This is a genomic window from Mesorhizobium sp. M0208, from assembly GCF_040322015.1.
Lineage (GTDB): Bacteria > Pseudomonadota > Alphaproteobacteria > Rhizobiales > Rhizobiaceae > Mesorhizobium.
In genome coordinates this window covers 259,751-283,890 of sequence record NZ_JAMYSP010000001.1, presented here as the reverse complement: position 1 = coordinate 283,890, position 24,140 = coordinate 259,751, and the positions used below count along the sequence as shown (strand labels likewise).

20 protein-coding genes are annotated in these 24,140 nt (G+C 63.5%); 4 read left to right on the top strand and 16 right to left on the bottom strand.

What is annotated here, in order from left to right:
* Positions 1 to 4 precede the first annotated feature (4 nt).
* Positions 5 to 424 carry a VOC family protein gene (locus NKJ17_RS01470; RefSeq protein ID WP_352505960.1) on the top strand — a complete coding sequence of 140 codons (420 nt, stop codon included), beginning with the start codon at positions 5 to 7 and terminating at the stop codon, positions 422 to 424.
* Between the two features lie 48 nt (positions 425 to 472).
* Here NKJ17_RS01470 and NKJ17_RS01465 read toward each other — a convergent pair whose 3' ends face one another.
* From NKJ17_RS01465 to NKJ17_RS01405, 13 genes are all read right to left on the bottom strand, one after another.
* Positions 473 to 754 (bottom strand): cupin domain-containing protein, encoded by a 282-nt coding sequence (locus tag NKJ17_RS01465; protein ID WP_352505961.1) that lies wholly within the window; start codon positions 752 to 754, stop codon positions 473 to 475.
* Positions 755 to 885: 131 nt separating this feature from the next.
* On the bottom strand, positions 886 to 1,209 hold the full coding sequence (trxA, locus tag NKJ17_RS01460) for a thioredoxin (protein ID WP_023677558.1): 324 nt from the start codon (positions 1,207 to 1,209) through the stop codon (positions 886 to 888).
* A 73-nt stretch (positions 1,210 to 1,282) separates the two neighbouring features.
* Positions 1,283 to 4,795 carry a double-strand break repair helicase AddA gene (gene addA, locus NKJ17_RS01455; protein ID WP_352505962.1) on the bottom strand — a complete coding sequence of 1,171 codons (3,513 nt, stop codon included), beginning with the start codon at positions 4,793 to 4,795 and terminating at the stop codon, positions 1,283 to 1,285.
* Positions 4,792 to 7,929 carry a double-strand break repair protein AddB gene (gene addB, locus NKJ17_RS01450; protein ID WP_352686526.1) on the bottom strand — a complete coding sequence of 1,046 codons (3,138 nt, stop codon included), beginning with the start codon at positions 7,927 to 7,929 and terminating at the stop codon, positions 4,792 to 4,794. Before addB ends, addA begins: the two co-directional genes overlap by 4 nt.
* Positions 7,926 to 8,684 (bottom strand): nucleotidyltransferase family protein, encoded by a 759-nt coding sequence (locus tag NKJ17_RS01445; RefSeq protein ID WP_352505964.1) that lies wholly within the window; start codon positions 8,682 to 8,684, stop codon positions 7,926 to 7,928. Before NKJ17_RS01445 ends, addB begins: the two co-directional genes overlap by 4 nt.
* A 41-nt stretch (positions 8,685 to 8,725) precedes the next feature.
* Positions 8,726 to 10,237 carry a tRNA (adenosine(37)-N6)-threonylcarbamoyltransferase complex ATPase subunit type 1 TsaE gene (tsaE, locus tag NKJ17_RS01440; RefSeq protein ID WP_352505965.1) on the bottom strand — a complete coding sequence of 504 codons (1,512 nt, stop codon included), beginning with the start codon at positions 10,235 to 10,237 and terminating at the stop codon, positions 8,726 to 8,728.
* Between the two features lie 8 nt (positions 10,238 to 10,245).
* Complete coding sequence (locus NKJ17_RS01435) at positions 10,246 to 12,807, bottom strand: sensor histidine kinase (protein ID WP_352505966.1); 2,562 nt, start codon at positions 12,805 to 12,807, stop codon at positions 10,246 to 10,248.
* Positions 12,808 to 12,994: 187 nt separating this feature from the next.
* Positions 12,995 to 14,395 carry an adenosylhomocysteinase gene (ahcY, locus tag NKJ17_RS01430; RefSeq protein WP_352480192.1) on the bottom strand — a complete coding sequence of 467 codons (1,401 nt, stop codon included), beginning with the start codon at positions 14,393 to 14,395 and terminating at the stop codon, positions 12,995 to 12,997.
* A gap of 157 nt (positions 14,396 to 14,552) precedes the next feature.
* A complete protein-coding gene (locus NKJ17_RS01425) occupies positions 14,553 to 14,849 on the bottom strand; it encodes an HPr family phosphocarrier protein (protein ID WP_023677551.1) in 297 nt (98 codons plus the stop codon).
* Positions 14,846 to 15,247: a PTS sugar transporter subunit IIA gene (locus tag NKJ17_RS01420; RefSeq protein WP_254815942.1), complete on the bottom strand. Its 402-nt coding sequence runs from the start codon at positions 15,245 to 15,247 to the stop codon at positions 14,846 to 14,848. The genes NKJ17_RS01425 and NKJ17_RS01420 overlap by 4 nt, the downstream gene beginning before the upstream one ends.
* A 164-nt stretch (positions 15,248 to 15,411) precedes the next feature.
* Entirely contained in the window at positions 15,412 to 15,858 is a 447-nt protein-coding gene (locus NKJ17_RS01415) for an HPr kinase/phosphorylase (protein WP_352505967.1), read from the bottom strand.
* Positions 15,859 to 15,889: 31 nt separating this feature from the next.
* Positions 15,890 to 17,674: a sensor histidine kinase gene (locus NKJ17_RS01410; RefSeq protein WP_302893519.1), complete on the bottom strand. Its 1,785-nt coding sequence runs from the start codon at positions 17,672 to 17,674 to the stop codon at positions 15,890 to 15,892.
* 147 nt (positions 17,675 to 17,821) lie between these two features.
* Complete coding sequence (locus NKJ17_RS01405; RefSeq protein WP_023677547.1) at positions 17,822 to 18,523, bottom strand: response regulator transcription factor; 702 nt, start codon at positions 18,521 to 18,523, stop codon at positions 17,822 to 17,824.
* A 341-nt stretch (positions 18,524 to 18,864) separates the two neighbouring features.
* Here NKJ17_RS01405 and NKJ17_RS01400 point away from each other — a divergent pair, with 341 nt between their 5' ends.
* From NKJ17_RS01400 to NKJ17_RS01390, 3 genes are all read left to right on the top strand, one after another.
* Positions 18,865 to 20,475, top strand: coding sequence for a phosphoenolpyruvate carboxykinase (locus NKJ17_RS01400; protein WP_352505969.1), 1,611 nt, complete (start codon positions 18,865 to 18,867; stop codon positions 20,473 to 20,475).
* 79 nt (positions 20,476 to 20,554) lie between these two features.
* The gene (gene arfB / locus NKJ17_RS01395; protein WP_352505970.1) at positions 20,555 to 20,992 is read left to right on the top strand and encodes an alternative ribosome rescue aminoacyl-tRNA hydrolase ArfB; all 438 of its coding nucleotides are present in this window, start codon (positions 20,555 to 20,557) and stop codon (positions 20,990 to 20,992) included.
* Between the two features lie 129 nt (positions 20,993 to 21,121).
* Positions 21,122 to 21,739 carry an alpha-ketoglutarate-dependent dioxygenase AlkB family protein gene (locus NKJ17_RS01390; RefSeq protein ID WP_352505971.1) on the top strand — a complete coding sequence of 206 codons (618 nt, stop codon included), beginning with the start codon at positions 21,122 to 21,124 and terminating at the stop codon, positions 21,737 to 21,739.
* A gap of 175 nt (positions 21,740 to 21,914) precedes the next feature.
* Here NKJ17_RS01390 and NKJ17_RS01385 read toward each other — a convergent pair whose 3' ends face one another.
* Genes NKJ17_RS01385 through NKJ17_RS01375 form a run of 3 tightly spaced genes read right to left on the bottom strand, consistent with a single transcriptional unit; the run spans position 21,915 to position 24,074 of the window.
* Positions 21,915 to 22,364, bottom strand: a complete 450-nt coding sequence (locus NKJ17_RS01385; RefSeq protein ID WP_352686519.1) for a GtrA family protein — start codon at positions 22,362 to 22,364, stop codon at positions 21,915 to 21,917.
* Positions 22,342 to 23,034, bottom strand: a complete 693-nt coding sequence (locus NKJ17_RS01380) for a class I SAM-dependent methyltransferase (protein WP_352686516.1) — start codon at positions 23,032 to 23,034, stop codon at positions 22,342 to 22,344. Before NKJ17_RS01380 ends, NKJ17_RS01385 begins: the two co-directional genes overlap by 23 nt.
* Positions 23,034 to 24,074 carry a glycosyltransferase family 2 protein gene (locus NKJ17_RS01375; RefSeq protein WP_502896114.1) on the bottom strand — a complete coding sequence of 347 codons (1,041 nt, stop codon included), beginning with the start codon at positions 24,072 to 24,074 and terminating at the stop codon, positions 23,034 to 23,036. The genes NKJ17_RS01380 and NKJ17_RS01375 overlap by 1 nt, the downstream gene beginning before the upstream one ends.
* Between the last annotated feature and the right edge of the window lie 66 nt (positions 24,075 to 24,140).

The window sequence follows — 24,140 nt, the reverse complement described above, 5'->3', positions numbered from 1 at the left end:
AGTCATGATCAAGGTAAAGCAGCTCGCACACGTTTGCATTTTCGCGAATGACCTGGAGATGACGCGACGCTTCTATCGGGACGTCCTCGGCATGGACACCCAGTTCAATTTCCTGCGCGACGGGAAGACTTTCGGCTTCTACCTCAATTGCGGCAGCCGTAGCCATGTCGAGGTGTTCCAGAAAGACGGCGCAAGCTATAGCGACTTGAACCAGATCAACCACTTCTGCCTCGAAGTGGAAAACATCGACGCCGCGATCGCCCATCTGAGGTCAAAGGGGGTCGATGTCACTTCCAAGAAACGCGCGTGCGATGACACCTACCAGGCCTGGATCCGCGACCCCAACGGTGTGAAGGTCGAACTGTTCGAATACACTGAGAAAAGCGCACAATTCGTCGGCGGCGATCGTATCGCGGATTGGTGAATAGCGCCGCGCCGGACAATTGTAGCGGCGCAGCCGGTGGTTGGTGGACTACTTCAGTTCGACCTCGATGAAGGCGAATTCGCTATCGTTTGCGCTGATCACGTCATGTTCGACGCCCTCATTGCGGAAATACGGCGAGCCCTTCTTCATTTCGGCAAAGGATTCCCCATCCTTGGTCAGGAGCTTCACCTTACCGTCGGTCAACGGCACGATCACATAGTCGTGGCCATGGCGGTGCCAGCCGGTGTTGTCGCCCGGGGCGAAACGGTATTCGGTGACAATGACTCGCTCATTGTCGATGAAGACGGTGGCCTTGGCGGATCCGGTCATATCGCTTCCCCTTTGTATTCCGAACAGAAGAATACCGGGCGGCAAGCCGCGAGTGCCAGAGCGCCCCACCAATGACGCCAGCAAAAGAAAGCCCGGCACAAGGCCGGGCTTTCTGCAAAATTTTGATCGGATCAGGCGAGGCTGCCGTTGATCCAATGCGACAATGCCGTTTTCGGCGCAGCACCAACCTTCATGTCGGCGACTTCGCCGCCCTTGAAGATCATCAGCGTCGGGATCGAGCGCACGCCGAACTGCGCGGCCAGCTCAGGATTCTCGTCTATGTTGAGCTTGGCGATCTTTATCTTGCTGCCGAGTTCGATGGCGATGTCCTCGAGCGCCGGGGCGATCATCTTGCACGGGCCGCACCATTCCGCCCAGAAATCGACCACGACCGGCTCCTTGGCGTTGAGCACGTCGGCCTGGAAATTGCTCTTGTCGACCTTGACGGTGGCCATGCTGAGATCCTTTCGATTTGTTCGTCGCACCAAATGTGGTGGTGATCGCGTCCGTCTTCAAGCAAGTGTTGTGTCACGCTCCCGTGAGTCTAGCAAGCGCGTCGTCCATGGCCGCTGCCGGCAGATCGATCAGCCGCGGCGCCTCGGTGAACAGCAGCGCCGCCGAGACCTCGCGTCCCGGATAGAGCGGCTGAAGCAGGGCGCGATAGAGTGCGAGCTGCAGAACATAGGCTTGCGGGACTTCGGCGAGCGTAGCTGGCGCTGGCCGATTGGTCTTGTAGTCGACGATCGAAACCTTGTCCGGCGTTACTGCAAGCCGGTCGATCTTGCCGGAAATCGAGCGCAGTTTGCCCCTCACTCCCAGGCTGCCCATGATGGCGACTTCGGCGCGCGAGTTTGGCGCAAACAGCGGTGCGAAACGGCTGTCGGCAAGAATTCTGAAAACGCCAGCCAGGGCCTTGTCGCGCTCGCCGTCGGGCCATGCCGCGCCGGCTCTTGCCAGATAGCGTTCGGCGGCATCCCGGCGTTTTCCCTCGGCGATGCCGGGCAGCATCTGCAGCAATTTGTGCAGCGCCAGCCCGCGCACGACGGCAAAGCCGGGCTCGGCGTCGGCATCCAGCACCGGCGAACGCGTGTCGGCTACCGCTTGCCGCGCCTCGTCGATCAGCACCGAGGCGCCGGACGGCGAGAGCGGCCGCGGCAATTCCTCGAAGGGCGGCAGAGGCTGGAACAGGGTTTCCGGCAATGGCGCAAAGCGTTCAGCCTGTCGTGCCTCATCCACGGACGCCAGTGGCATGGGCGGCAGTTTCGTCACCTGGAAACGATGCACGGTCTCGCCGGTGGCGGGATGCCGGCGTTCTTCGCTCTCCGTGGCACCGACCAGTGCGCGGCTGACGATCGAATGCCAGGTGCCGGTATTCGGCGCCCGCTTGCCATGGTAGCCGCAGACGATCAGCCGATCCTCGGCGCGGGTCATGCCGACATAGAGCAGCCGGCGATATTCATCGTCGGCGAGCTCTCGGGCGCGGGCCGATGCGGCGCGTGAAAATCCATTGGCGACATCGCTGGCCGAACGCCAGAGATAACCCTTGCCCTCCCAGCAGTCGCCCGAGCCTTCGAACGGCATCAATCTCGGCAGATGCTGGTCGCTGAACGGCGCGGAGCCGCCATCGACAAGGAATACCACCGGCGCCTCCAGGCCTTTGGCGGCATGCACGGTCATGACGCGAACCTCGTCGCGGGTCTGGTCCATTTCGCGCTTGATCTCGGGGCCGGCGTTTTCCAGCGTCGACAGGAAGGATTCCAGTCCCGGCAGGCCGGTCCGCTCCTCGGCCAGGCAGAAATTCAGGAATTCGTCGAGGATGTCGCCGGCCTCCGGCCCGAGCCGCGCGATCATCTTCTTGCGCAGGCCGTCGCGGGCGAGAGCTGCAGCATAGAATTCGAACACCGGCTTGAATGCGGCCTCGTTCGACCATGTGTCGAGCCGGCTGACGACGGCGGCCAACGCCTCGCTTTCGCCGGCATGCCGGCGCAGCGAGGCGATCAGCGAGACGCCCGACGGCCTCCCCGCAGCAAGCGCGAAAAGCTGCTCTTCCGAGACATCGAAGACCGGGCTGCGCAGCACGGCGGCCAGCGACAGATCGTCCTCGGGCTGGATGAGGAAATGACCGAGTGCGATCAGGTCCTTCACCGCGATATGGCCAGGCAGGCTGAGCCGGTCGGCGCCGGCCACGGGGATGTCGCGGCGCTTCAACGCCCGTGTCAGGGCATGGACGAAGCGGTCGCGCTTGCGCACCAGCACCAGCACGTCGCCGGGCCGGAGTTTCTTGCCGCGCCCTTCGATGACCTCGCCGCCGCCGATCCAGCTGGCAATGGTCGCTGCAACGTTTTCGGCAACGCGCACCGCCGGTGCGTGGGCGTGATCCACCGCTTGCGTCCAGTCGTCCGGTTCGTCGACGATGTCGGCGCCGAGCGAGGGCCAGACCTCGACATAGCCCGGCGCATCGTTGCGGATCGCCTTGTGGTCGAGCGGATCGGGATCGTGGCTGATGCCGCGCCGCACGTCCGGGTCGGCAAAGACACGATCCACCGCCGCAAGCACGTCGTCGGTCGAGCGAAACGACCAGGTCAGCTTGAGATCGGCGAAGGCGGCGGCGGCGGATCTGACTTTGCCGGCAAACAAAATCCGGCTGTCGGCAAAGGAGTCCGGGGCGGCTCCCTGGAAGGAATAGATCGACTGCTTTTCGTCGCCGACCGCAAAGATGGTGCGGTGGACGGCGTCGCGTGCGCCGAGTCCGGCAAAGAACTCCTCCGCCAGCCGCTTGACCACCTCCCACTGGTCGGGACTGGTGTCTTGCGCCTCGTCGAGGAGGATGTGGTCGATGCCCTGGTCGAGCTTGTATTGCACCCATGGGCCGGCGTCGGGCCGCGCCAGTAGATGGACCGTGCGGGTGATCAGGTCGTTGAAGTCGAGGAAGCCGCGGGCGCGCTTCAATTGCTCGTAGCGGGCGATCAGCCAGTCGGCGATGGTCAGCGCCGCACGGGTGCCTTCCAGCATCCTGAACAAGGCCAGCCGGTCGGAGATTTCGAGAATGGCGTCGACCGCCGCCAGATATCGTTCGGCAAGATCGGGCAACCGGTCAAGCAATGCCCTTTTGAACGTCTTTGCCGGATCGTAAGGCTCGCCGTCGGCCCTCAGGAAAGCCTTGGAGAGCAAATTCAGGCGACGCACCGGATGCTCCTCGGCGAAGGCGAGACGGGCGTATGGCAGCATATTGTTCAGCACCACGCGCGCATCGGCGGCCTCGGCCGCCCGTGAAAAGGTGACGAGATAATCCGGCAGGAAGCCGGGCAGCGGCCAGACGGAGGCGGCTATGCCTTCGGCCGTCTGGCCGGCGCGGAACTGAAACTCGTCGAACAGCGCCTGAAAACCATCGCCGCCGGCCGCGGCGATGAACGCACGCAAACCATCGCGCTTGCGCACGATCTCGGCCAGCAGTGCGTCGAGCCCATGTTCGCCGCCGCGCTCAAGCACGGTGGCGAAGGCCTCGGCCAACGCCGCATCGCCTGCAACGCCGCCCGAAATCATGTCGCGGCGGGCGGCGGCGAACAGCGAAGCCTCCATTTGCGGATCGAGCATTTCGAAATGCGCCGGGATATTGGCTTCCAGCGGGAACTGATGCAGCACCGATTCGCAGAAGGCGTGGATGGTCTGGATCTTCAGCCCGCCCGGTGTCTCCAGCGCCTCCGCAAACAACCGCCGCGCCCGGCGCATGGTTTCGCGGTCGGGCTGGCGGCCGTCCAGCGCCTCTATCCGTTTCGAGAGCTCGGCATCGCCCAAGGTCGTCCATTGCGACAGGGTCGAAAACACCCGGTTCGACATGTTGGCGGCGGCGGCACGCGTATAGGTCAGGCACAGGATCTTGGACGGATCGGTGCCACGCAGCAGAAGCCGGATAACACGCTGGGCGAGTACATGGGTCTTGCCGGATCCGGCGTTGGCCGACACCCAGGCGGAATTGCGCGGGTCGGACGCGCTTGCCTGGCTCGCGGCAGTGTCGCTTGGAATGGGGTAGGCCTTTTTCATGCCTCCCCTCCCTCGTCGTCGGCGTCGCCGCCGGCCGACCATTCGAGCACGCGGGCGAGATGGTCATAGTCGCCGTCGGTCTCGCCCTCGCGGAACGGCAGCGCCCGCGACAGATAGCCGGTCGCCGGGTCGGCGTAGTGGATCAGCAGTTTTTCCAGCCGCGCCCACGCTTCTTCGGCGAGATCGGCAGCGGTTCGCGGCCTGCGGTTGTATTCGAGGATGGATTCCTCGAACACTTCGCCATTCGGCCTCAGCCGCACGAAGGCCAGTTGCGACGGCTCGCATGCGCCAAGCTCCTTGAAAGCGCCGCGCCTGAGCAGCGCGCCCTCCAGCGCCAGTTGCGGCGCGAGCAGCGTGTGCGCCTGTGCCTTGGATGGCGACGAGCCGGTCTTGTAGTCGAGGATGTCGGCCATTCCGCCAGCCAGCAGATCGATGCGATCGGCATAGCCGGACAGGGTTACGCCGGATCGGCCGACCCCGGTCTTTTCGGCGCGTTCCTCGGCGTGCCGCCGTGCCACGGCTGCGGCCCGGCCGCGCTCCCATTCGATGATGCCGGCGGCAAGCTTTTCGAAGCGTGGCCACCACACCGCCTCGACATCGGCGGGCAGCGCAGCCTCGGCAGAGCAGGAGCGGCCTGCGGCGATGAGCCCGTCCAGCGCCTCCGGCGCGCGCGGGTCGGCCACCCTCGCCGAGAAGAGGTGCAGAATTGCGTGAAACAGCGTGCCACGCTCGGCGGCGCCCGGATCGCGAATGACCGGATCGAGCGGCATCAGGCCGAGTATCCTTCTGGCATAGACCGCATAGGGATCGCGACGCAGCGTTTCGATCTCGGTGACCGAGAAGTGGTGCGGCCGTACGATGAGCGGCGGTTTCGGCTGCGGCCGCGGCGCAAAGTCCTGCTTTTCGCCGGCATCGAGCGCACGCGCCCAGGCAAGCAGTTCATCGCCGCGCCGGCGAAGTGCCGTAGCATGGTCCTCGCCGACGAAGGTAAGGATACGCTGCAGCCAGCGCGAGGGCACCGACGGTGCGTCGCCGGAACGGGCGGAGCGGGCCAGCACCAATTTCTTGGCGCCCATGGCCATCTGGAAATCATGGGCGGCAAGGCCGATGCGCCGCTCCGGCGGTTCAAGATCGATGCCGGTCTTCATCAGCCGCGACATGAAGCGGTCGCTCTCCGGCTTGCGCGGCCACACGCCTTCGTTGAGCCCGCCGACGACCAGCGTGTCGACATCCTGAAGCCGCGCTTCCAGCACACCCCAGATGGCGATGTTCCTGTCAGTGCCCTGCGCCGGCTTGACCATCTCGGGCGCGATCAGCGCCTCCATCACGTCAGGCCATTCGTCAGCCGCGAAGGAGAACGACACCGAGGCCGCGACCAGCCCGCGCAAGAGCTCGGCAAGCTTTTCGCCGGCATCGCCGGCATAGAGTTCGCTCAGGCTGCCGTCGGCGGCGCGTCCGAGGCTTTCGAGCGCAACGACGCTGGCACGCACAAGCGTGACAAGATCGGCATTCTCCTCGCCGCGAAAAGCAACCAGCGGCGCCAGCGCAGCCGCTAGCCGGATCAGCAGCTCGCGCGCCTGTTCGATGCGCCTGACCGAGAGGCGCGATCGCCAGAAAGGCGGGCGGCGATTGCCGCCGCCGTCGAATTCGAGGAGCCGCGTGTCGAAGAGCTGCGGCAGCGACGCGACGTCCGGACGCCCGGTGCCACCGCGCAGCGCCACGAGTTCGACGATTTCGGCCGCATGGCGCACGCTTGCCCGCTCTCGGCCGAGGCCTAGCAGGGGATGCTTGAGCAGCGACAGCAAGGCGACCGGGTCGCCCGGGCGGAAGGCTGCCTGAAGCGCCAGCCTGAGCAGGCTGGCGGCTGGCGTGTTGATGAGCGGCGTGCCCCCGGAATCGTCGGCGGCGACGCCGAAGCGCAACAGCTCGACCGAGACGCGCCGCGCCAGCGCGCGATCGCCGGTGACCAGCGCGGCGCGCTGGCCGGGCCGTTCGACGGCCTGTTTGAGCGCGACGGCGATCGCCACGGCTTCATCGCGTTCGCTGGCGGCTTCGAGAAGCGTCACGTCAGCGAAAGCCTCGGCAATATCACCGGCCGTAAAGCGGGCGCGCGTCTCGGCCCAGAGCTCGGTAGTCTCCGCCGGGCGCAGCGCTTCGCCGACGAGTGCGGCGCGCAATGCAAGCGGCCGCGGCGCAACAGCAAGGTCCTCGACATCGGCGCGCGGCACGCCGATCTTGCCGATCAACTTTGCCAGGCCGTATTGCGGGTGGCCAAGCAGGGCCGGGCGCGCACCGAGTGCACTGATGGCGGCAAAGGACGGCTCGTCCAGTGTCCGGTCGAGCCCGGGCAGCACAACGGCGCCATTGGGCAGACCGGCGATCACGGCAAGCAGCTCGGCCGTGGCTGGGATCGATCCCGTGGAGCCGGCGGCGATCACCGGCCCGGCCGGCGGATTGCGCCTCAGCCGCGCTGCCTCCAGCCTTATCAGGGCATTGCGATGCGCGGCGGGATTGGAGCGATGGCGTTCCTCGAGCAGCTTCGGCCAGTTCTCGGTCACGATGCTCAGGAAATCGAGCGTCACCTGCCACCAGCCGGCGAGATTGCCGGTCACAAGGTCGGCGAGCCTCGCCCAATCCGTGCCCTCGGTCTCGATCTCGTCCATCAGCCGCGCCAGGTCGCGCGCCAGCCAGAGGGCGTCGGCGGCGGAGGCCGGGATGACGATCTCCTCGTCGAACAGTGCCGCGACATGTGCCGGCAGGCGGCGTTTCCACGCTCGCACCAGCGGCGCAAGCAGCAGCAGGCGCTCTACCGCGGCGATCGGCGGCGCAAGGTCGATGGCGGCCGAAGCTCCTGCCTCGAAGGCCGCTTCATCTTCGTCGAACTCGCCAAGCGGGCGGATGACCGGCAGGATCGCCGAGCGGCCTCCGGAGCGCGAGAGAGCATCGACGAAGACGCCGCGCAGCGCCCGCGCCGCACGGCGCGTCGGCACATAGATGGTGAGATCGGCCAGCATCAGCGGATCGCCATCGTAGGCAAAGCCGGGAACCAGGCGCCCTGCAAGCAGCTCCTCGGCCAGCGTCGGCAGGAACGGCGCTCCGGGCGGAATCGAGAAAACGCGGCGGGAGCCGCTCATTTCGACTCGGTAAGAGCGCCGGGTGCCTCAGCAACAGCATTGGGCGTGCCGGCAAGCGCGGCGGCGACCGCTGCTTCCGCCCGCGGGATCGCGTCAGGTGTGCCGACTGTGATCCAGTGACCCTGCATCTTCATGCCGAACAGGCGGCCGGCGGCGATTGCCGCATCGAAATAGGCGTTGAGCGACAGCGGGCCGGCCGGCGCATCCTTGAAGATGCGCGGATGGATGATTGCGGCGCCGGCATAGATCAGGCCGGCCGGATCGTTGTTCGCACGCCGTAAGGCGCCGTCCGGCGCCATCAGGAAATCGGTGCCGCCGCTATGTCCGGTTGCCGACTGAAGATCCGCAAGCATCAGCAGAATGTCCCTTGTCGCGTCCTCCCATGCAAGAGCAAGTCGCCTGAGATTGGAAACGCCGCTGTCGATCCAGAAGGTGTCCGCGTTAAGCACATAGAAGGGCGCCCCTAACCAGGGCAATCCCTTGACGATACCGCCGGCAGAGTCGAGCAGGCCGCTGCTCTCATCCGAAATGACGATTCTCGGCGCATTGCGGCGGGCTACATGGTCCACGATCTGTTTCGGCAGGTAATGGACGTTGACGACGGCCTTGGCGACGCCGGCTTCGGCTAGGCAATCCAGCCCCCAGTCGAGCAATGTCTTGCCGGCGATCTTGACCAGCGGCTTCGGCATGGTATCGGTGATCGGCCGCATGCGCTTGCCGAGCCCGGCGGCGAGCACCATGGCGGTCGTTGGCATCGGTCCCTCGTCCGACACCGCCAGGCCTGAATCCTTAGCCGTCAAATCGAGCGTTCCTCCAGCAAGCCGTGGGCGATGTAGAAATCCTGCAGCCCGGCCAGCGCCGGATGCGTCAGCGCCCGGCGAAGATAGTCGCGGATGCGCGGCAGATGCTTCAGATAATAAGGCTTGCCGTCGCGTTTTTCGAGCCGCACGAAGATGCCGAGTACCTTGGAATTGCGCTGTGCGGCCATGATTGCATAGGTTTCGAGGAATTCGTCCTCGTCGAAGACGCCGGCCGCGCGCCGCGCGGCGATATAGGCGGCGAGCGTGTGCTTTTCGATTTCAGGTGAAATGGTGACGCGTGCGTCCATGGCGAGCGATGCGACGTCGTAGGCGGACGGTCCGATCAGTGCATCCTGGACATCGACGACGCCGAGGCGTTCATGACCGGAACGGTCAGCGCGCCAGATCAGGTTGGGCGAATGGAAGTCGCGCAACATAAGCGTGTATTCGCGCCCCTCGAGCCGATCGAGCACCGCATTCCATTCGCTGCGATAACCGGCGCGCAGCGCCTCGCTTGGCGGAGCGCGTGAAATCGCCGGGACATACCAGTCGACCAGCAATTCGGCCTCGATCATCATGGCGTCGCGGTCGAAAGGCGGCACCTCGTGGAAGACGCCGGGGCCGGCCTGCATGCGGGCCGGCCATGTTTTGCCGTGCATCATGGCAAGCAGTTCGGCCGCCGCCGCATAACGCGCGGCCACCGGCTGGCCGCGCTTGTCGAGAAAGCCTTGGGAACCGAGATGCTCCAGCAGAAGAAAACCCTGCTCGAGATCCTGGGCATGGATTTCCGGGACGCTGACACCGCCGGCCCGCAAGGCCCGGTCGATGGCGACGAATGCCGAAACGGATTGCGCCGTGTGGGCGATCTCGGCATAGGGTTTGCCGTCGCGGACTGGCGGTCCGAGCACCAGCCTTGGCGAGTTCATCAGCACGCGCGGCGGAAATCCGGCGAGCGTGACGATCTCGTAGGAGCGAGCCGAGGCATCACCGATAAAATGTCGTCGCTGCGCTTCGCCCCAACCGGCCTGTTCGAGAAAATCACGCATTGCCAGCGATCGCGCCGCGCGCTCGAAGGCGGCGCCCTCTCCCGACAGTCTCGCCAGTCGGCCGTCGCCCTGCTGGAGAAGTTCGACCAGCACCGACGTATTCGGCAAATATGCCTCTGCCCGCTCCGGCCATTCGACCAGCGCAGCCCCTTGCGTCAGCGCCTCGTCGAAGCCCAGCTCGTCCAGCTCGGATGCCGTGCCCAAGCGGTAGAGATCGAAATGATGGACCGGCACACGCGTGTCGTAGCTCTGGACCAGCGTGAAGGTCGGGCTCGGCACGTCGAGGCCGGCATCGTCGGCCAGCGCCCTGATCAGCGCCCGTGCCAAGGTCGATTTGCCGGCGCCGAGATCGCCCTTGAGAGCGAGCACGTCGCCAATGCGCAGCGACATGGCAAGATCTTCGCCGAGCCTTGCCGTCGCAGCCTCGTCGGCGAGAAAACGCTCCAGCACCAATACCGCCATCGACCGCGCTACTCGGCCGCCGCACGGATGCCCGACGGCGTGTCGGGAAAAGCGCAAACAACCGTGGTGCCCTTATCCCTGCCGGTCTCGATGCGGACGCTGCCGCCATGGAGTTCGACAAAGCTCTTGACGATCGACAGGCCGAGCCCGGCGCCACGGCGGCGGCCGCCATTGGTGCGCGGCTCGAAGCGCCGGAACACTGACTCAAGCAGGTCCGGCGGCATGCCGGGGCCGTCATCGTGAACGGAAAATTCCACGCCGTCGGCAAGCTGGCGGCAGGCGAGCGTTATGGTGCTCGCCTCCGGCGCGTAATTGGCGGCATTGCTGAGCAGATTGTAGAGTATCTGGCGGACGCGGATCTCGTCGCCGTGGAAGGTCTTCGGCGCGGCAGCCGCGTCGATCCTAAGCTTGATCGCATGTTCCTCCAGCCGATCGGCGACCAGTTCGGCGGCGGCCGTAATGGTTCGATTGATGTGAACTTCGGAAATGTCGAGTTCCATGATGCCGGCATCCACCGTCGCCAGATCGAGGATGTCGTTGACGATGGTGAGCAGGACCGAGGAGGACGAGCCGACATGCCCGATATATTCGCGTTGCTTCTGGTTCAACGGACCAGTCGACGGCAGTGAAAGAAGCTCGGTAAAGCCGATGATGTTGGTGAGTGGCGAGCGCAGCTCATAGGAGACGTGCTGCACGAATTCGTTCTTGATCTGGTCGGACTTTTGCAGCGCCTCATTCTTGTCCTTCAGCGCCCGCTCGACATTGACGCTGTCGGTAACGTCGACGAAGGTCATCATCACCTGGCCGTTGGGCAAAGGGATGACGGCGTAGCGCAAAACGGTGCCGTTGTTCAATTCGGTCTGGCCGTGGCGGTCGCGGCGCTCGTCGTCGAAGCCGGTGATGGCGGCAACGAACCCGCCCCACGGACTGTCGACGGCACGGCGGTCGCAAAGTTCGCGGATCGTCGAGACATGGACGTTGGGTTTTGAGGCATCGGCATCCAGCCCCCACAGGGCCGCGAAGGCCGGGTTGGACAATCTCAGCCTGCCGTCGGGGCCGAACACAGCGACGCCTTCGGCAAGGTTGTCGAGCGTCTCACCCTGAACCCGCACAGCGGTCTGATAGCGGCTTTCAAGGTCCATCTTCTCGGTCAGGTTCTCAAACACCCAGGTGACGCCGCCCTTGGGCTGCGGATTGGCGACGACGCGAATGGTTTTGCCGTCCGGCAGATGCCACCAATGCTCCTGCGATTCAACCGCGCGGTAGGCGCCGAGCAGGCTCTCTTTCCAGCGCCGCCATTCGGGCTGCTCGGCGATCTTGCCTTCGCTGCGCAGGCGGTCGAGCAGCAAGGCGTTATCCGGCGCGCTGTGCAGGAAACCGCTGTCGAGGCCCCATAGTTTCTGGAACGCCTGATTGAAAAACCGCAATTTCTCGTCGGTATCGAAAATCGCTACGGCGGTGTTGAGCTGATCGAGCGTGTCGGCGTGGCTCTGCACGGTCCGCTCATATTCGGCGCGAATGGCCTCGATGGCGCTGATGTCGCAGGCAAGACCAGCCGAACCATCCGCCCCGGCAAAATCGGTCACGGCAAACATACGGCGGTCGCCTTCGATCACCGTGGAGAGCGTCTGTTCGAAGACGGGGTGCGACTTGTGCTGCGCAGCGATGGTGTCGCGCGCCTGGCCTCCGAGGAATTCCTTGCCGTCACGAACCGCCGCTTCGGCATTCTCGGCCTCGACCGCTTCGGCATAGGCCCGGTTGACCCATTTCAGCCGCCCGTCGACAGTACGCAGCCATGACGGCATCTTGAGCGCATCCAGAAGACCGATCAGCGTCTCATGGTCGGCGGCCAAGCGCTGGTTCTCGATCTTCAGCCTGGCCTGGCTTCGCTGTGTCTCCGAAAGCGAGACGAAGCGAACCAGCACATGCGCCGCACTCTTGCGGCCGTGAACCTCGAGCGGCTGGCCGGCCTGCGATTCGATGACCAGATCGAACGGCTTTGCCTTGTCCCGCAGTGATGCGACGGCATGTTCGAGTGCGGCCGCCGAACGCGGCATCAGCCAGCGGCCGAAAGCCAGGAAGGCCGCCCGGTCCTCCGGCGCGCCGCTCTCGATCGGCAATGTCCCGACAAGCTCGGGCTTCTTGTTCTCGGCCGCCCATACGACCACGCGCTGATCGCGGGAATGGAGCAGCGCCTCGGAGCGCTGCAGCGCGGCATTGACATCGGCGATGCGGGTCCTGAGCTCGGCATTTTCCGCCGCGGTGCGCGCCCGTTCGCGGATCAGAAAGATGGCCGACAGCAATGCCGCCCCCATGACGCCGACGAACATGGCGAGTTGCATGACCTCGACCGTGCTGACCGACAGCCCGGCCTTTTGCGCCGCGCGGGTTTGGGCATGTGCAGTAAAGCCAAGCAGCGGACCGACCAGCGCGGAAGAAGCAAGCAGCACCCCGACACGGCTGCCGGCGCGCCATAGAAGGCTGCCGCCTCTGGCAGCGGAGCCCGTGACCGAATCGTTATGGCCGCCGGAAACGGCCTGTCCCGCGCAAGGCGGGTTATCCCCCGGCATGTCTTGGTCCTCTTCGCCGCCTGAATGCAAGACCGCCCTGATGCGTGCGCCGGGCCTCGTCCCCGGACCGCGAATCAGCACCATAGCGCTTGCGCGAATCGGCGTGAAGAATCAATCAGCGCAAAAATAAAGCCGGGCGAAAAGTCAATCGCCCGGCTTCAATATCTAGTGGCAAGTTTCGCCGTGGTTAATAGCGGTAGTGTTCCGGCTTGAACGGTCCCTGCGGAGTGACGCCGATATAAGCGGCCTGTTCGCCGGACAGTTCGGTCAGGCGGGCACCGAGCTTGTCGAGATGCAGGCGCGCGACCTTTTCGTCGAGATGCTTCGGCAGGACATAGACCCGGTTCTCGTACTGGCCGGGCTTGGTGTACAACTCGATCTGGGCCAACACCTGGTTGGTGAAGGACGCCGACATGACGAAGCTCGGGTGGCCGGTGGCGTTGCCGAGGTTGAGCAGGCGGCCTTCCGACAAAAGGATCATCCGCTTGCCGTCCGGGAAGGTGATCATATCCACCTGAGGCTTGATGTTGGTCCATTTCAGGTTGCGCAGCGAGGCCACCTGGATCTCGTTGTCGAAGTGACCGATGTTGCCGACGATCACCATGTCCTTCATCAGGCGCATGTGATCGAGGGTAACGACGTCCTTGTTGCCGGTGGTGGTGATGACGATGTCGGCCGTCGGCGCCGCGTCTTCGAGCGTGACCACCTCAAAACCGTCCATCGCCGCCTGCAGCGCGCAGATCGGATCGACCTCGGTGACCTTGACGCGGGCGCCGGCGCCCTTGAGCGAAGCCGACGAGCCCTTGCCGACGTCGCCATAGCCGCAGACGACTGCGACCTTGCCGGCCATCATCGTGTCGGTGCCGCGCCGAATGCCGTCCACAAGCGATTCCTTGCAGCCATATTTGTTGTCGAATTTCGACTTGGTGACGGAATCATTGACGTTGATCGCCGGGAACGGCAGCAGGCCCTTCTTCTGCAGTTGATAGAGCCGGTTGACGCCGGTCGTCGTCTCTTCGGTGACGCCGCGGATCGCTTCCTTCTGCCTGGTGAAGAAGCCGGGTGATGCCTGCATGCGCTTCTTGATCTGGGCAAACAGGATCTCTTCCTCTTCGCTGCCCGGATTGGACAGCACATCCTCGCCGGCCTCGGCGCGGGCGCCGATCAGGATGTACATGGTGGCATCGCCACCGTCATCGAGGATCATGTTGGAGGTGCCGCCATCGGCCCACTGGAAGATCTTGTCGGTGTAGACCCAATAATCCTCCAGCGTCTCACCCTTGACGGCAAACACCGGAATTCCGGCCTCGGCAATGGCCGCGGCGGCGTGGTCCTGGGTCGAGAAGATGTTGCAGGAAGCCCAGCGGATATCGGCGCCGAGCGCTTTCAGCGTTTCGATCAGCACCGCCGTCTGGATGGTCATGTGCAGCGAGCCGGTGATGCGCGCGCCCTTGAGCGGCTTCTTGTCGCCGAATTCCTCGCGGCAGGCCATCAGGCCCGGCATTTCGGTTTCGGCGATCTCGATCTCCTTGCGGCCCCAGCCGGCAAGCGCGATGTCTGCGACCACATAGTCCTTGCTACCCGTCATGGCAGTGCTCCGATGCGAATTGATTGCGGGACGCGCCCCGCCCCGAAGGCGTGTCGGAGGGCGCGAGTTGCCGGCCTGACTAGCAGATCGAGAGTTGGACGACAATGGGATATAAAGAAATCTTTATCCGTGCATGTCTTCGGAAGCGATCAGCACGTCAGCATTCCTCGCCAAAACGGGAAGCAACCAGTTGCTCCAGCGCATCGATGACCTCTTCGGCCTCCGGGCCGGTGGCGGTGACGCGGATCGAATAACCGGGGCTTGCCGCCAGCATCATCAGGCCCATGATCGAGGTGCCGCCGACCTTGACGCCGTCCTTCTCGACCTGGACCGTGGCATTGAAGCCGCTGGCAATTTGAACGAACTTGGCCGAGGCGCGCGCATGCAGGCCGCGCTGGTTGACGATCGGAAAGTCGCGAACGATCTTGTCCTTTTCCGGCAACAGCGCGCTCATTTGCTGCTCAGGAGTTGACTGGCGACATTGATGTATTTGCGGCCGGCAGCCTGCGCTTCATCCAGCGCTGCCGTCATGTTGTCGCCCTTGCGAACGCTGGACAGCTTGATCAGCATCGGCAGGTTCATGCCGGCAATGACCTCGATGCGGCCGGATTCCATCACGGAAATGGCGAGGTTGGAGGGCGTGCCGCCGAACATGTCGGTCAAAACGATGACGCCTGATCCCGTATCGACGCGGCCGACTGCGTCGATAATGTCGCGGCGGCGCTGTTCCATATCATCGTCGGCACCGATCGCCACGGTCTCGAAATTGTCTTGTGGCCCAACGACGTGTTCCACGGCATTGCGGAACTCGGCGGCCAGTTGACCGTGCGTTACAAGCACGAGTCCGATCATTCTTTGGTGGCTCCCGTCATCGCCGCTTCACAGGCGCATTTTATGCTCGCCGACCGTTCCAGGCGGCGGGAGCGCTATCTTGTCGACGCAAGGCCCGTTGACAAGCCCAAAATTGCGCCGGCCCAAGCCAATTTGACGCATTGCAGCAAAAAATCGAAATCGGATCACAGGAAAGGCGCAATCGACAGACGCGACATCACTGCCGGCAAGGCGGCCGGGACATTGCGCCCGGCAAGATCGATGCGCGGCACTGTCACGCCGACAACGAGTTCGCTGCAGTCTTCCTGGAAGCGGACCATTTTGCCGGCTGGCACCAGCCGGATAATGAGGTCGATCACGCAGCTTGGCTCGAACTGTATCGGTTTGGGGCCGAATCCCGGCACCTCGACGAGGCCGGCTATGCTGGCTGGTGCGCGGCAGACCAGCCGCCCCTCGCAATCGGCGGCAAAGAGCTGGTCATCGCCGATCAGCCGGGAAAACAGCCCGCGCTGGCTGCAATGATCGATCAAGGCGAGCGCCAGCGTCGTCTTGCCCAAGCCGGACGGTCCGGTGATGAGAATGCCGCGATCACCTATCAGGATCGCGGTGCCGTGAATGTGTTCAGGCTGCACAATAGGACCAGGCGTGATTGGAATTCATCCCTCAGCCTTCCGCCGGCAGTGTCACCACGAAGCGCGCGCCCTTGATCTCGCCAGGCTTGGTGCCCGGGATGTTCTCGGCGCTCAGCGTGCCGCCATGGGCTTCAACGATCTGCCTGGATATCGACAGGCCAAGGCCCGAGTTCTGGCCGAACGCCTCGCCGGCCGGCCGATCGGTATAGAACCGTTCGAAAATGCGATCGATGTTATCGGCCCGGATGCCGGGGCCATTGTCGTCGACGGTGACGATGTTGAACTTGCCGGCGCGTGCCAGCGATATGGTGATGTGGCCACGATCTTCGGGAACGAACGAGCGGGCATTCTCGATCAGGTTGGTGATCACCTGGCCGATCCTCAGATCATGGCCGACGACGAAGTAGCCTTTCACGCCCTGCGGCAGTTTGGCGACCTTGAACTCGATCTCGACCGCCTTCTTGTTGCGCGTGGCCTCGCGCGAGACGGCGACCAGATCGGTGATGAACTTCTTCAGGTCGACGGTTCCCGCGTCTTCCCGCGCCAGCTCGGCATCAAGACGGGAGGCATCGGAAATATCGGTGATCAGGCGGTCCAGCCGCCTCACATCGTGCTGGATGATATCCATCAGCCGGCTCCGCGAATTGTCGTTCTTGGCCAGCGGCAATGTCTCCACAGCGCTGCGCAGCGAGGTAAGCGGGTTCTTCAGCTCGTGCGAGACATCCGCGGCAAAACTTTCGATCGCCTCGATACGGGCGTAGAGCGCATTGGTCATGTCGCGCACGGCGATCGAGAGATTGCCGATCTCGTCCTGGCGGTCGGAGAAGTCGGGGATTTCCTCGCGGTTCTTGACGCCGCGGCGAACCCTGACCGCCGCCGCGGAAAGCCGGCGAAGCGGGTTGGCGATGGTGGAGGCCAGCAGCATCGACAGGATGGCGGTAACCAGGGCGGCGATGCCGAACACGCGCAGGATCGCCTTGCGCTCGGCCGCGACGATCTTGTCGATGTCGCCGCCTTCGGTCGACAGCATCAGCACGCCGAGAACGGCACGGAAGCGCTGGATCGGCACCGCCACTGAAACGATCTGCTCGCCCTGCTCCGAGATCCGCACGATCGTCGACGGACTGCCGGTAAGCGCCTTGACCACTTCCGGAAACGCAGCGCCGTTGCCGCCCGGCTGCTCGCGATAGACGGGCAGCTGCTTGTTGCGGAAGAAATCGAAGACGAATTTCTGGATGCGCTCCAGAAGGTCCGGCTGCTCCTCTTCGACCGGCGGCAGGTCGTAGCGAAGGATCTGGCCGCGCGAATAGAGATGGCGGGAATCGAGCAGCAGGTTGGCGTCGCGGTCATAAATGCGGGCGCGCGTGCGCGTCGGCGAGATCAGCCGCCTGAGCACCGGCGCCACGCGCTCCGGATTGATCGGGAAATCGAGATTGTCGAGCTGGTCGGAGCCGGGGCCGAGGCTTTCGCCGGCCTGCAACTCAAGCAGCTTTTCCGGATCGATGCTGATCGAATCGGTTTCGACCGTCGCCGACGCGGCGATCGCGCCGGCGATGATCTCGCCTTGAGTCATCAGGCTCTCGACACGGGCGTCGATCAGCCCGTCGCGAAAGGTATTGAGATAGAGAATGCCGGTGACCAGGACGGCAAGGCCGGCAAGATTGAGAAAGAGGATACGCCGCGTCAGGCTGGAAAAGATGTGATGGCCGAGAAACCGGCGCATCGGCACCGTAATTTTCGACACGAAGGCGGGCAGAATCCGCGGCGGGCGCCTGGCGGCGCCCGACCGTCTCACTCGCTCTACTTCCACTGCCATCGAATAGCAGCTCCCGCTCGGTAATTAGTGAGTAGTGAGTAGGCAGCAGGAATAGAGAAATGGTTGCTGAGATCGCGGCGATGCATGAGTGGCCGCTCGCATCATTCAAAACTGACTACCGACTATTCCCTACTGCCTACTGCCTATTCATGCTTCGCGGAACCGATACCCGACTCCGTAAAGGGTTTCGATCATTTCGAAGTCATCATCGACGGCCTTGAACTTCTTGCGCAGCCGCTTGATGTGACTGTCAATGGTGCGGTCATCGACATAGACCTGCTCATCATAAGCGGAATCCATCAGCGCATCACGGCTTTTTACGACGCCCGGGCGCTGTGCCAGGGAATGCAGGATGAGGAACTCGGTGACGGTCAGCGTCACCGGCTCGCCCTTCCAGGTGCAGGTGTGGCGCTCCTGGTCCATGACAAGCTGGCCGCGCTCAAGCGACCGGGCCTGCTGGTTGGGCGCCTTGGCCGCCGCCTCGCGGGTGCTGGCGCGGCGCAGCACGGCGCGGACGCGTTCGACCAGAAGACGCTGCGAGAAGGGTTTGCGGATGAAGTCGTCGGCACCCATCTTGAGGCCGAACAGTTCATCGATCTCATCGTCCTTGGAGGTCAGGAAGATCACCGGCAGGTCGGATTTCTGACGCATCCGGCGCAGCAACTCCATGCCATCCATGCGCGGCATCTTGATGTCGAGGATGGCGAGGTTCGGCGGGCGCGCCGCCAGTCCCTCCAGCGCCGATGCCCCATCCGTGTAGGTTTCGACCCGATAACCCTCGGATTCGAGGGCGATCGAAACCGAAGTCAGAATGTTGCGATCGTCGTCGACAAGCGCGATTGTTGCCATTTCAAGCGGCTCCCTCATGAGCTGTCCCTTCTTTCGTCGAGAAGGGGCTTTTGCAGGACAAATTAGGTACAAAATGTGGCATAGGCTTTATCCGCTGTCACGCGCGGCACGCCGGCGGCCACAATTGTACCTCGATAGGGATTGGACGAATGAACATCGCCAATCCTTGGGCAACCATCAGTGTTTTTGCACATATAAACGATTTAAACAACTTTCAAAATATTTAAATCGATTAATGATTTGATATCATTCGCCTTTTCTGGTTTTGACGTTATTAGCTCCTGCAATGGGGTTTCCGGAATTCGCCGGTAAAGACGCGGTAAATCGAAGAAGGGACACCCATGTCGGAAGCCGGCAAACGCAATCCTGCATGTGCAATCGATCGGATCGGCCTGAGAACCACTGGCGTGGTGCGCTATAATTTCGGCGCGGCCGCGCTCTACGAGGAGGCCATCCGCCGTGGCGAGGCCCGACTCACCGCGCATGGCGCGCTTGCCGCCGAGACCGGGCAGCACACCGGCCGCTCGCCCAGGGACAAATTCGTGGTGCGCGACGAAAGCACCGCGCCGCATGTATGGTGGGACAACAACAAGGCGATTTCGCCGATCCAGTTCGATACGCTGCTTGCCGATTTTCGCGCCCATGCGGCTGGAAAGGACCTTTATGTGCAGGACCTGGTCGGCGGTGCCGACGAGGAACTGAAGCTGCCGACCAGGGTGATCACGGAGCTTGCCTGGCACTCCTTGTTCATCCGCAATCTGCTCATCCGGCCTGCCGCCGCCGAACTCGAGCATTTCGTGCCCGATTTGACGATAATCGACCTGCCGTCGTTCCGCGCCGATCCCGCCCGCCACGGCACGCGCGGCGAAACGGTGATCGCGGTCGATCTTTCGCGCATGATCGTGTTGATTGGCGGTACCTCCTATGCCGGCGAGATGAAGAAGTCGGTGTTCACCGTGCTCAACTATCTGCTGCCGGCAAAAGGCGTGATGCCGATGCATTGCTCGGCCAATGAAGGGCCCGCCGGCGACGCGGCCGTTTTCTTCGGCCTTTCCGGGACCGGCAAGACGACGCTGTCGGCCGACCCGTCGCGAACGCTGGTCGGCGACGACGAGCATGGCTGGGGACCGCACGGCATCTTCAATTTCGAAGGCGGCTGCTATGCCAAGACGATCAAGCTTTCGGCCGAAGCCGAGCCGGAGATCTTCGCCACCACCCAGCGCTTCGGCACGGTGCTGGAGAATGTGGCGCTCGACGCCGGTCGCGTGCCGGATTTCGACGACGGCGGGCTGACCGAAAACACGCGCTGCGCCTACCCGCTCCATTTCATCCCCAACGCCAGCAAGACGGGGCGCGCCAGCCACCCGAAGAACATCATTATGCTGACCGCCGACGCATTCGGCGTTATGCCGCCGATCGCGCGGCTGACCCCGGCGCAGGCGATGTATCATTTCCTCTCCGGCTATACCGCCAAGGTGGCGGGGACCGAGAAGGGCATTACCGAACCCGAAGCGACATTTTCGACATGCTTCGGCGCACCGTTCATGCCGCGGCATCCGTCGGAATACGGCAATCTGCTGCGCGAGCTCATCGCCCGCCACGGTGTCGATTGCTGGCTGGTCAACACCGGCTGGACCGGCGGCGCCTACGGCACCGGCAAGCGGATGCCGATTAAGGCAACGCGGGCGCTGCTTGCCGCGGCGCTCGACGGCTCGCTGAAAGCGGCCGACTTCCGCACCGACGCCAATTTCGGTTTTGACGTACCGGTGACGGTTGCCGGCGTCGACCGCGCCATTCTCGACCCGAGATCGACCTGGGTCGACAAGCCCGCCTACGACCGGCAGGCGGCAAGGCTGGTCGGCATGTTCGTCGACAATTTCGAAAAGTTCGAAGCCCATGTCGACGCCACCGTGCTCGGCGCCGCACCACGCATGCAGGTAGCGGCTGAATAGCCGTCGCCCCTGGTGATGCTTCAAGGCCCGGCTTCGATCGGGCCTTTTCTTTTTCCGCCTGCCGCGCCATCACTGCGGCATGAACGCCGACGACAAGATCATCATCACCGACGATGCGGTGATTAATCCGGGCGACCTGCACGAGGACTTCATCCGTTCGTCCGGCCCGGGCGGCCAGAACGTCAACAAGGTGGCGACGGCGGTGCAATTGCGCTTCAATGCCGCCAACGCGTCTGGCCTGTCGGAGCGGGTGCGCGAACGAACCATCAAGCTTGCCGGCCAGCGCGCCACCAAGGACGGCGTCATCGTCATCGAAGCCGGACGCTTCCGCACCCAGGAGCAGAACCGGGCGGACGCCCGGGCGCGGCTGACGGCACTGGTCGCCAAGGCCGCCGAACCACCGTCGCCGCCGCGCAAGAAGACTAGGCCATCCAAAGGCGCGGTGGAAAGACGGCTCAAGAGCAAGGCCGGGCGCGGTTCGATCAAGAAACTGCGCGGCCGGGTCGGGGATGACTGACAGCCGAAGCGGCTTCGGATCTCAGATCGCCGGTTAAAGCGCGCAGCCACCGTCGGAGGCGGCTTTCGGGTCGCCGTTTTCGTTTGACGGTGGCATTCTGATTTCCAGACCAACGGATCAAGCGACGCGATGCTCATACTGCCCAAAGGCGTCCGCCATATGCCCGGCTACCTGTCGCGCGCCATGCAGGAAGTACTGGTGGAAGATATCAGGAAAGTCGTGGAGGAAGCCCCGCTGTTCGTGCCGGCAATGCCGCGCACTGGCAAGGAGATGAGCGTGCGCATGACCAATTGCGGCCCGCTGGGCTGGGTCACCGACAAGGAGCACGGCTATCGCTACCAGCCGACCCACCCGGTGACCGGAATGCCCTGGCCGCCGATCCCGGAGATGCTGCTCGATCTGTGGCGGGACGTATCTGCCTATGCGCACCCGCCGGAGGCCTGCCTGGTCAATTTCTATTCGCAGGATGCCAAGATGGGTCTTCACCAGGACCGCGACGAGAGCGATTTCTCCGCGCCTGTCGTCTCGGTCTCGCTCGGCGATGATTGCCTGTTCCGGGTCGGCCAGACCACGCGCGACGGCGCCACCAAATCGTTCAGGCTGAAGAGCGGCGATGTCGTGGTGCTCGGCGGCGAAGGCCGGCTCTGCTTTCACGGCGTCGACCGCATCTACCCTTCGACCTCGGCACTGCTCAAGAATGGCGGCCGCATCAATCTGACGCTGCGGCGGGTGACTATGCCGAAATAGGCTGTTCGGGTGCCCCGGGGGTGCCAGTACCACGACCGCCGTTGTAGCCTTTGGCCAGCAGCAGGGCACTGCCCGGCCAGGGTTGCAAGCCCGGAGCCTGGCGGTGCGTTGCATCGTTGCGCGCACGCCAGGCCTGGAGCGCCAACAGCCGATCTCGGGCGGTCCGGGAATCGCATCATCTCGAGCCGTTCCGCAAACCGAGCCCAGCACTGGCGAATACCCAGTGGCGAAGCATCACATAGTTGACGAGCGGGATTACGAGGCATGTCAGCACAATCGGAATCTGCGCCTGCAGGCCCAGAATCCCGGACAACACGGCGGGCAGAAGAAATGACACCGCCAGACCAAGCAATGTCAGCACGAAAAAGCGAGGCGCCTCGAAACGATGCGCCCCGCTGGACACGAAGGTAAAATACTTGTGTCCGGCATAGGAGAAGACGGCGGCGATGGCATAAGCGAGCACCGAGGCCGAAGCCGGCCGCATCGACACCGCGTCCCCCATCGAAAATACCGCGGCAAGCAGTGCGTAGAGCAGAGTGGCGCCAAGGCCGATAATCAGGAAACGCGCCGGCCGCTTTGCAAGTCTGAAGCCCGAACCGGCGCTAAACACGGCCGCTGCACACATATTGCGCACCGAGCGGCAGATTTGAGAGCCAGCCCTCGACCCTGCGCGCGACCGAATTTGCGAAAGGAAACATCAGAAAATGTCTGCCTTCGACCTGTGTGAGGCCGGCTGTCTCCATGAGATGCCCGGCTTGGCGGCGACTGATCAGGACAGCATCTTCATCGAAGGGGCAGCGGAAGACGGCCAGGCGTGTCAATGGATTGAACGGGTTGTGCTCGATCACCGAGACAACGCCGCCGGGTCGGACGACGCGTCGCATCTCGGAAACGAAGCTCGGCCAATGTTCGGGCGGCACATGATGGACGACGCAAACGGCGAATGCGAGGTCGAATGTGCCATCCGCGTAAGGCAGCACGGGAGCCGTGTAGTCGGCATAGGTGACCCAGGGGTTTTCCTCACGCGCCCGGGCGATGGATTCCTTCGAAATGTCGCAGCCGTGAAGGTCTGGAAAAAGCGGCTTCACGTAAGGATGCAGCGCGCCGATCCCGCAGCCGACATCAAGCGCCCGAACGCTGCCGTCGCGCCTCGCGATACCGCGTGTCGCGATCAGGTCGGCGAGAGGGGCCAACTTGGCGTGCAGGAAGAAGTCATGCTTCAGCCCGGAGAAGCTGATCGAGTCGTCGACAGTCCTGTTATAGGTGGTGCGATATTGATCGAAGAGTTCGGCCATCAACCAAACCTTCTGTCGCGTGACGCCGACAACGTCGCCTCGGTGTTTCGATTGTCGACTTCCGCCCGGAGCGCGTCCTCGAAGCCAGTAAGGCGATCAACGACATAGAGCGGCCGGCGCTTGATCTCGGAGTGGATCCCGCCGACATAGAGGCCGACGATACCGGTCATGAACAGGTTGATCCCGGACAAGAAGGAAACAATCACAACTGTCGACGTCCAGCCTTGGACAACACCGAAACTGAATGCCCAGGAAGCCACGGCAAAGAGCCCGAGCAACGCGGCTACCCCCGAGATAGCGAGCCCGGCCCAGAGCGCCATACGCAATGGTTTTTCCGAAAAGCCGATGACCCCGTGGACAGCCAGGCGGAGCATCTTCCAGAAAGGATACTTTGTTTCACCTGCGGCGCGCGCCGGTCGCTCGAATGAAACCGCCGTCTGCTTGAATCCCATCCAACCGAACATGCCGCGCACGAAACGGTTGCGCTCCGGCATCTGCTTGAACGTATCGAGAGCCTTGCGGCCGATTAGTCGGAAATCGCCAACGTCGCGGGGAATGTCGACCGAAGTCATCTTCTCCATCAGCCGGTAGAAGATGCTGGCTGTCAGCCGTTTGAACCAGGTTTCGCCTTCGCGCCGCATACGCCTCGCGTAGACGATTTCATAGCCCTCCTTCCACTTTTCCACCAGTTGGAGAACGACTTCAGGGGGATCCTGGAGGTCGGCATCCATGACCACCACGGCTTCCCCGGCAGCCGCATCCATGCCGGCCGTAATTGCAATCTGGTGCCCGAAATTGCGCGACAGTTCGATCAGCCGGAAGCGTGGCTCCTCGGCAACCATCCCACGCAGGTAGATCACACTCGTGTCGGTACTGCCGTCGTCGACGAAAATAGCCTCTGCCGGTGCGTCCAGCGCGTCGAGCAGGGCGACTATTCGCCGGATAAGGAGTGGAAGAACCGCCTCCTCGTTGAAGATCGGAATGACCAGGGAATAGCGGGGCTGCCTCGCACGAACTCCGGTACTGCTCGCGTTGATCACAGACTGCTCCCGACAGATCCGCTGGAATTGCCCATCGAACACTAGCCGGGATAGCCTAAGGCGCCG

What these genes read in the sequence shown, in the direction of transcription:
- NKJ17_RS01470 (WP_352505960.1), top strand. Translation starts at nt 5, where the DNA reads ATGATCAAGGTAAAGCAGCTCGCACACGTTTGCATTTTCGCGAATGAC.
- NKJ17_RS01465 (WP_352505961.1), bottom strand. Translation starts at nt 754, where the DNA reads ATGACCGGATCCGCCAAGGCCACCGTCTTCATCGACAATGAGCGAGTC.
- trxA (WP_023677558.1), bottom strand. Translation starts at nt 1,209, where the DNA reads ATGGCCACCGTCAAGGTCGACAAGAGCAATTTCCAGGCCGACGTGCTC.
- addA (WP_352505962.1), bottom strand. Translation starts at nt 4,795, where the DNA reads ATGAAAAAGGCCTACCCCATTCCAAGCGACACTGCCGCGAGCCAGGCA.
- addB (WP_352686526.1), bottom strand. Translation starts at nt 7,929, where the DNA reads ATGAGCGGCTCCCGCCGCGTTTTCTCGATTCCGCCCGGAGCGCCGTTC.
- NKJ17_RS01445 (WP_352505964.1), bottom strand. Translation starts at nt 8,684, where the DNA reads ATGCCAACGACCGCCATGGTGCTCGCCGCCGGGCTCGGCAAGCGCATG.
- tsaE (WP_352505965.1), bottom strand. Translation starts at nt 10,237, where the DNA reads ATGGCGGTATTGGTGCTGGAGCGTTTTCTCGCCGACGAGGCTGCGACG.
- NKJ17_RS01435 (WP_352505966.1), bottom strand. Translation starts at nt 12,807, where the DNA reads ATGCCGGGGGATAACCCGCCTTGCGCGGGACAGGCCGTTTCCGGCGGC.
- ahcY (WP_352480192.1), bottom strand. Translation starts at nt 14,395, where the DNA reads ATGACGGGTAGCAAGGACTATGTGGTCGCAGACATCGCGCTTGCCGGC.
- NKJ17_RS01425 (WP_023677551.1), bottom strand. Translation starts at nt 14,849, where the DNA reads ATGAGCGCGCTGTTGCCGGAAAAGGACAAGATCGTTCGCGACTTTCCG.
- NKJ17_RS01420 (WP_254815942.1), bottom strand. Translation starts at nt 15,247, where the DNA reads ATGATCGGACTCGTGCTTGTAACGCACGGTCAACTGGCCGCCGAGTTC.
- NKJ17_RS01410 (WP_302893519.1), bottom strand. Translation starts at nt 17,674, where the DNA reads ATGGCAGTGGAAGTAGAGCGAGTGAGACGGTCGGGCGCCGCCAGGCGC.
- NKJ17_RS01405 (WP_023677547.1), bottom strand. Translation starts at nt 18,523, where the DNA reads ATGGCAACAATCGCGCTTGTCGACGACGATCGCAACATTCTGACTTCG.
- NKJ17_RS01400 (WP_352505969.1), top strand. Translation starts at nt 18,865, where the DNA reads ATGTCGGAAGCCGGCAAACGCAATCCTGCATGTGCAATCGATCGGATC.
- arfB (WP_352505970.1), top strand. Translation starts at nt 20,555, where the DNA reads ATGAACGCCGACGACAAGATCATCATCACCGACGATGCGGTGATTAAT.
- NKJ17_RS01390 (WP_352505971.1), top strand. Translation starts at nt 21,122, where the DNA reads ATGCTCATACTGCCCAAAGGCGTCCGCCATATGCCCGGCTACCTGTCG.
- NKJ17_RS01385 (WP_352686519.1), bottom strand. Translation starts at nt 22,364, where the DNA reads ATGTGTGCAGCGGCCGTGTTTAGCGCCGGTTCGGGCTTCAGACTTGCA.
- NKJ17_RS01380 (WP_352686516.1), bottom strand. Translation starts at nt 23,034, where the DNA reads ATGGCCGAACTCTTCGATCAATATCGCACCACCTATAACAGGACTGTC.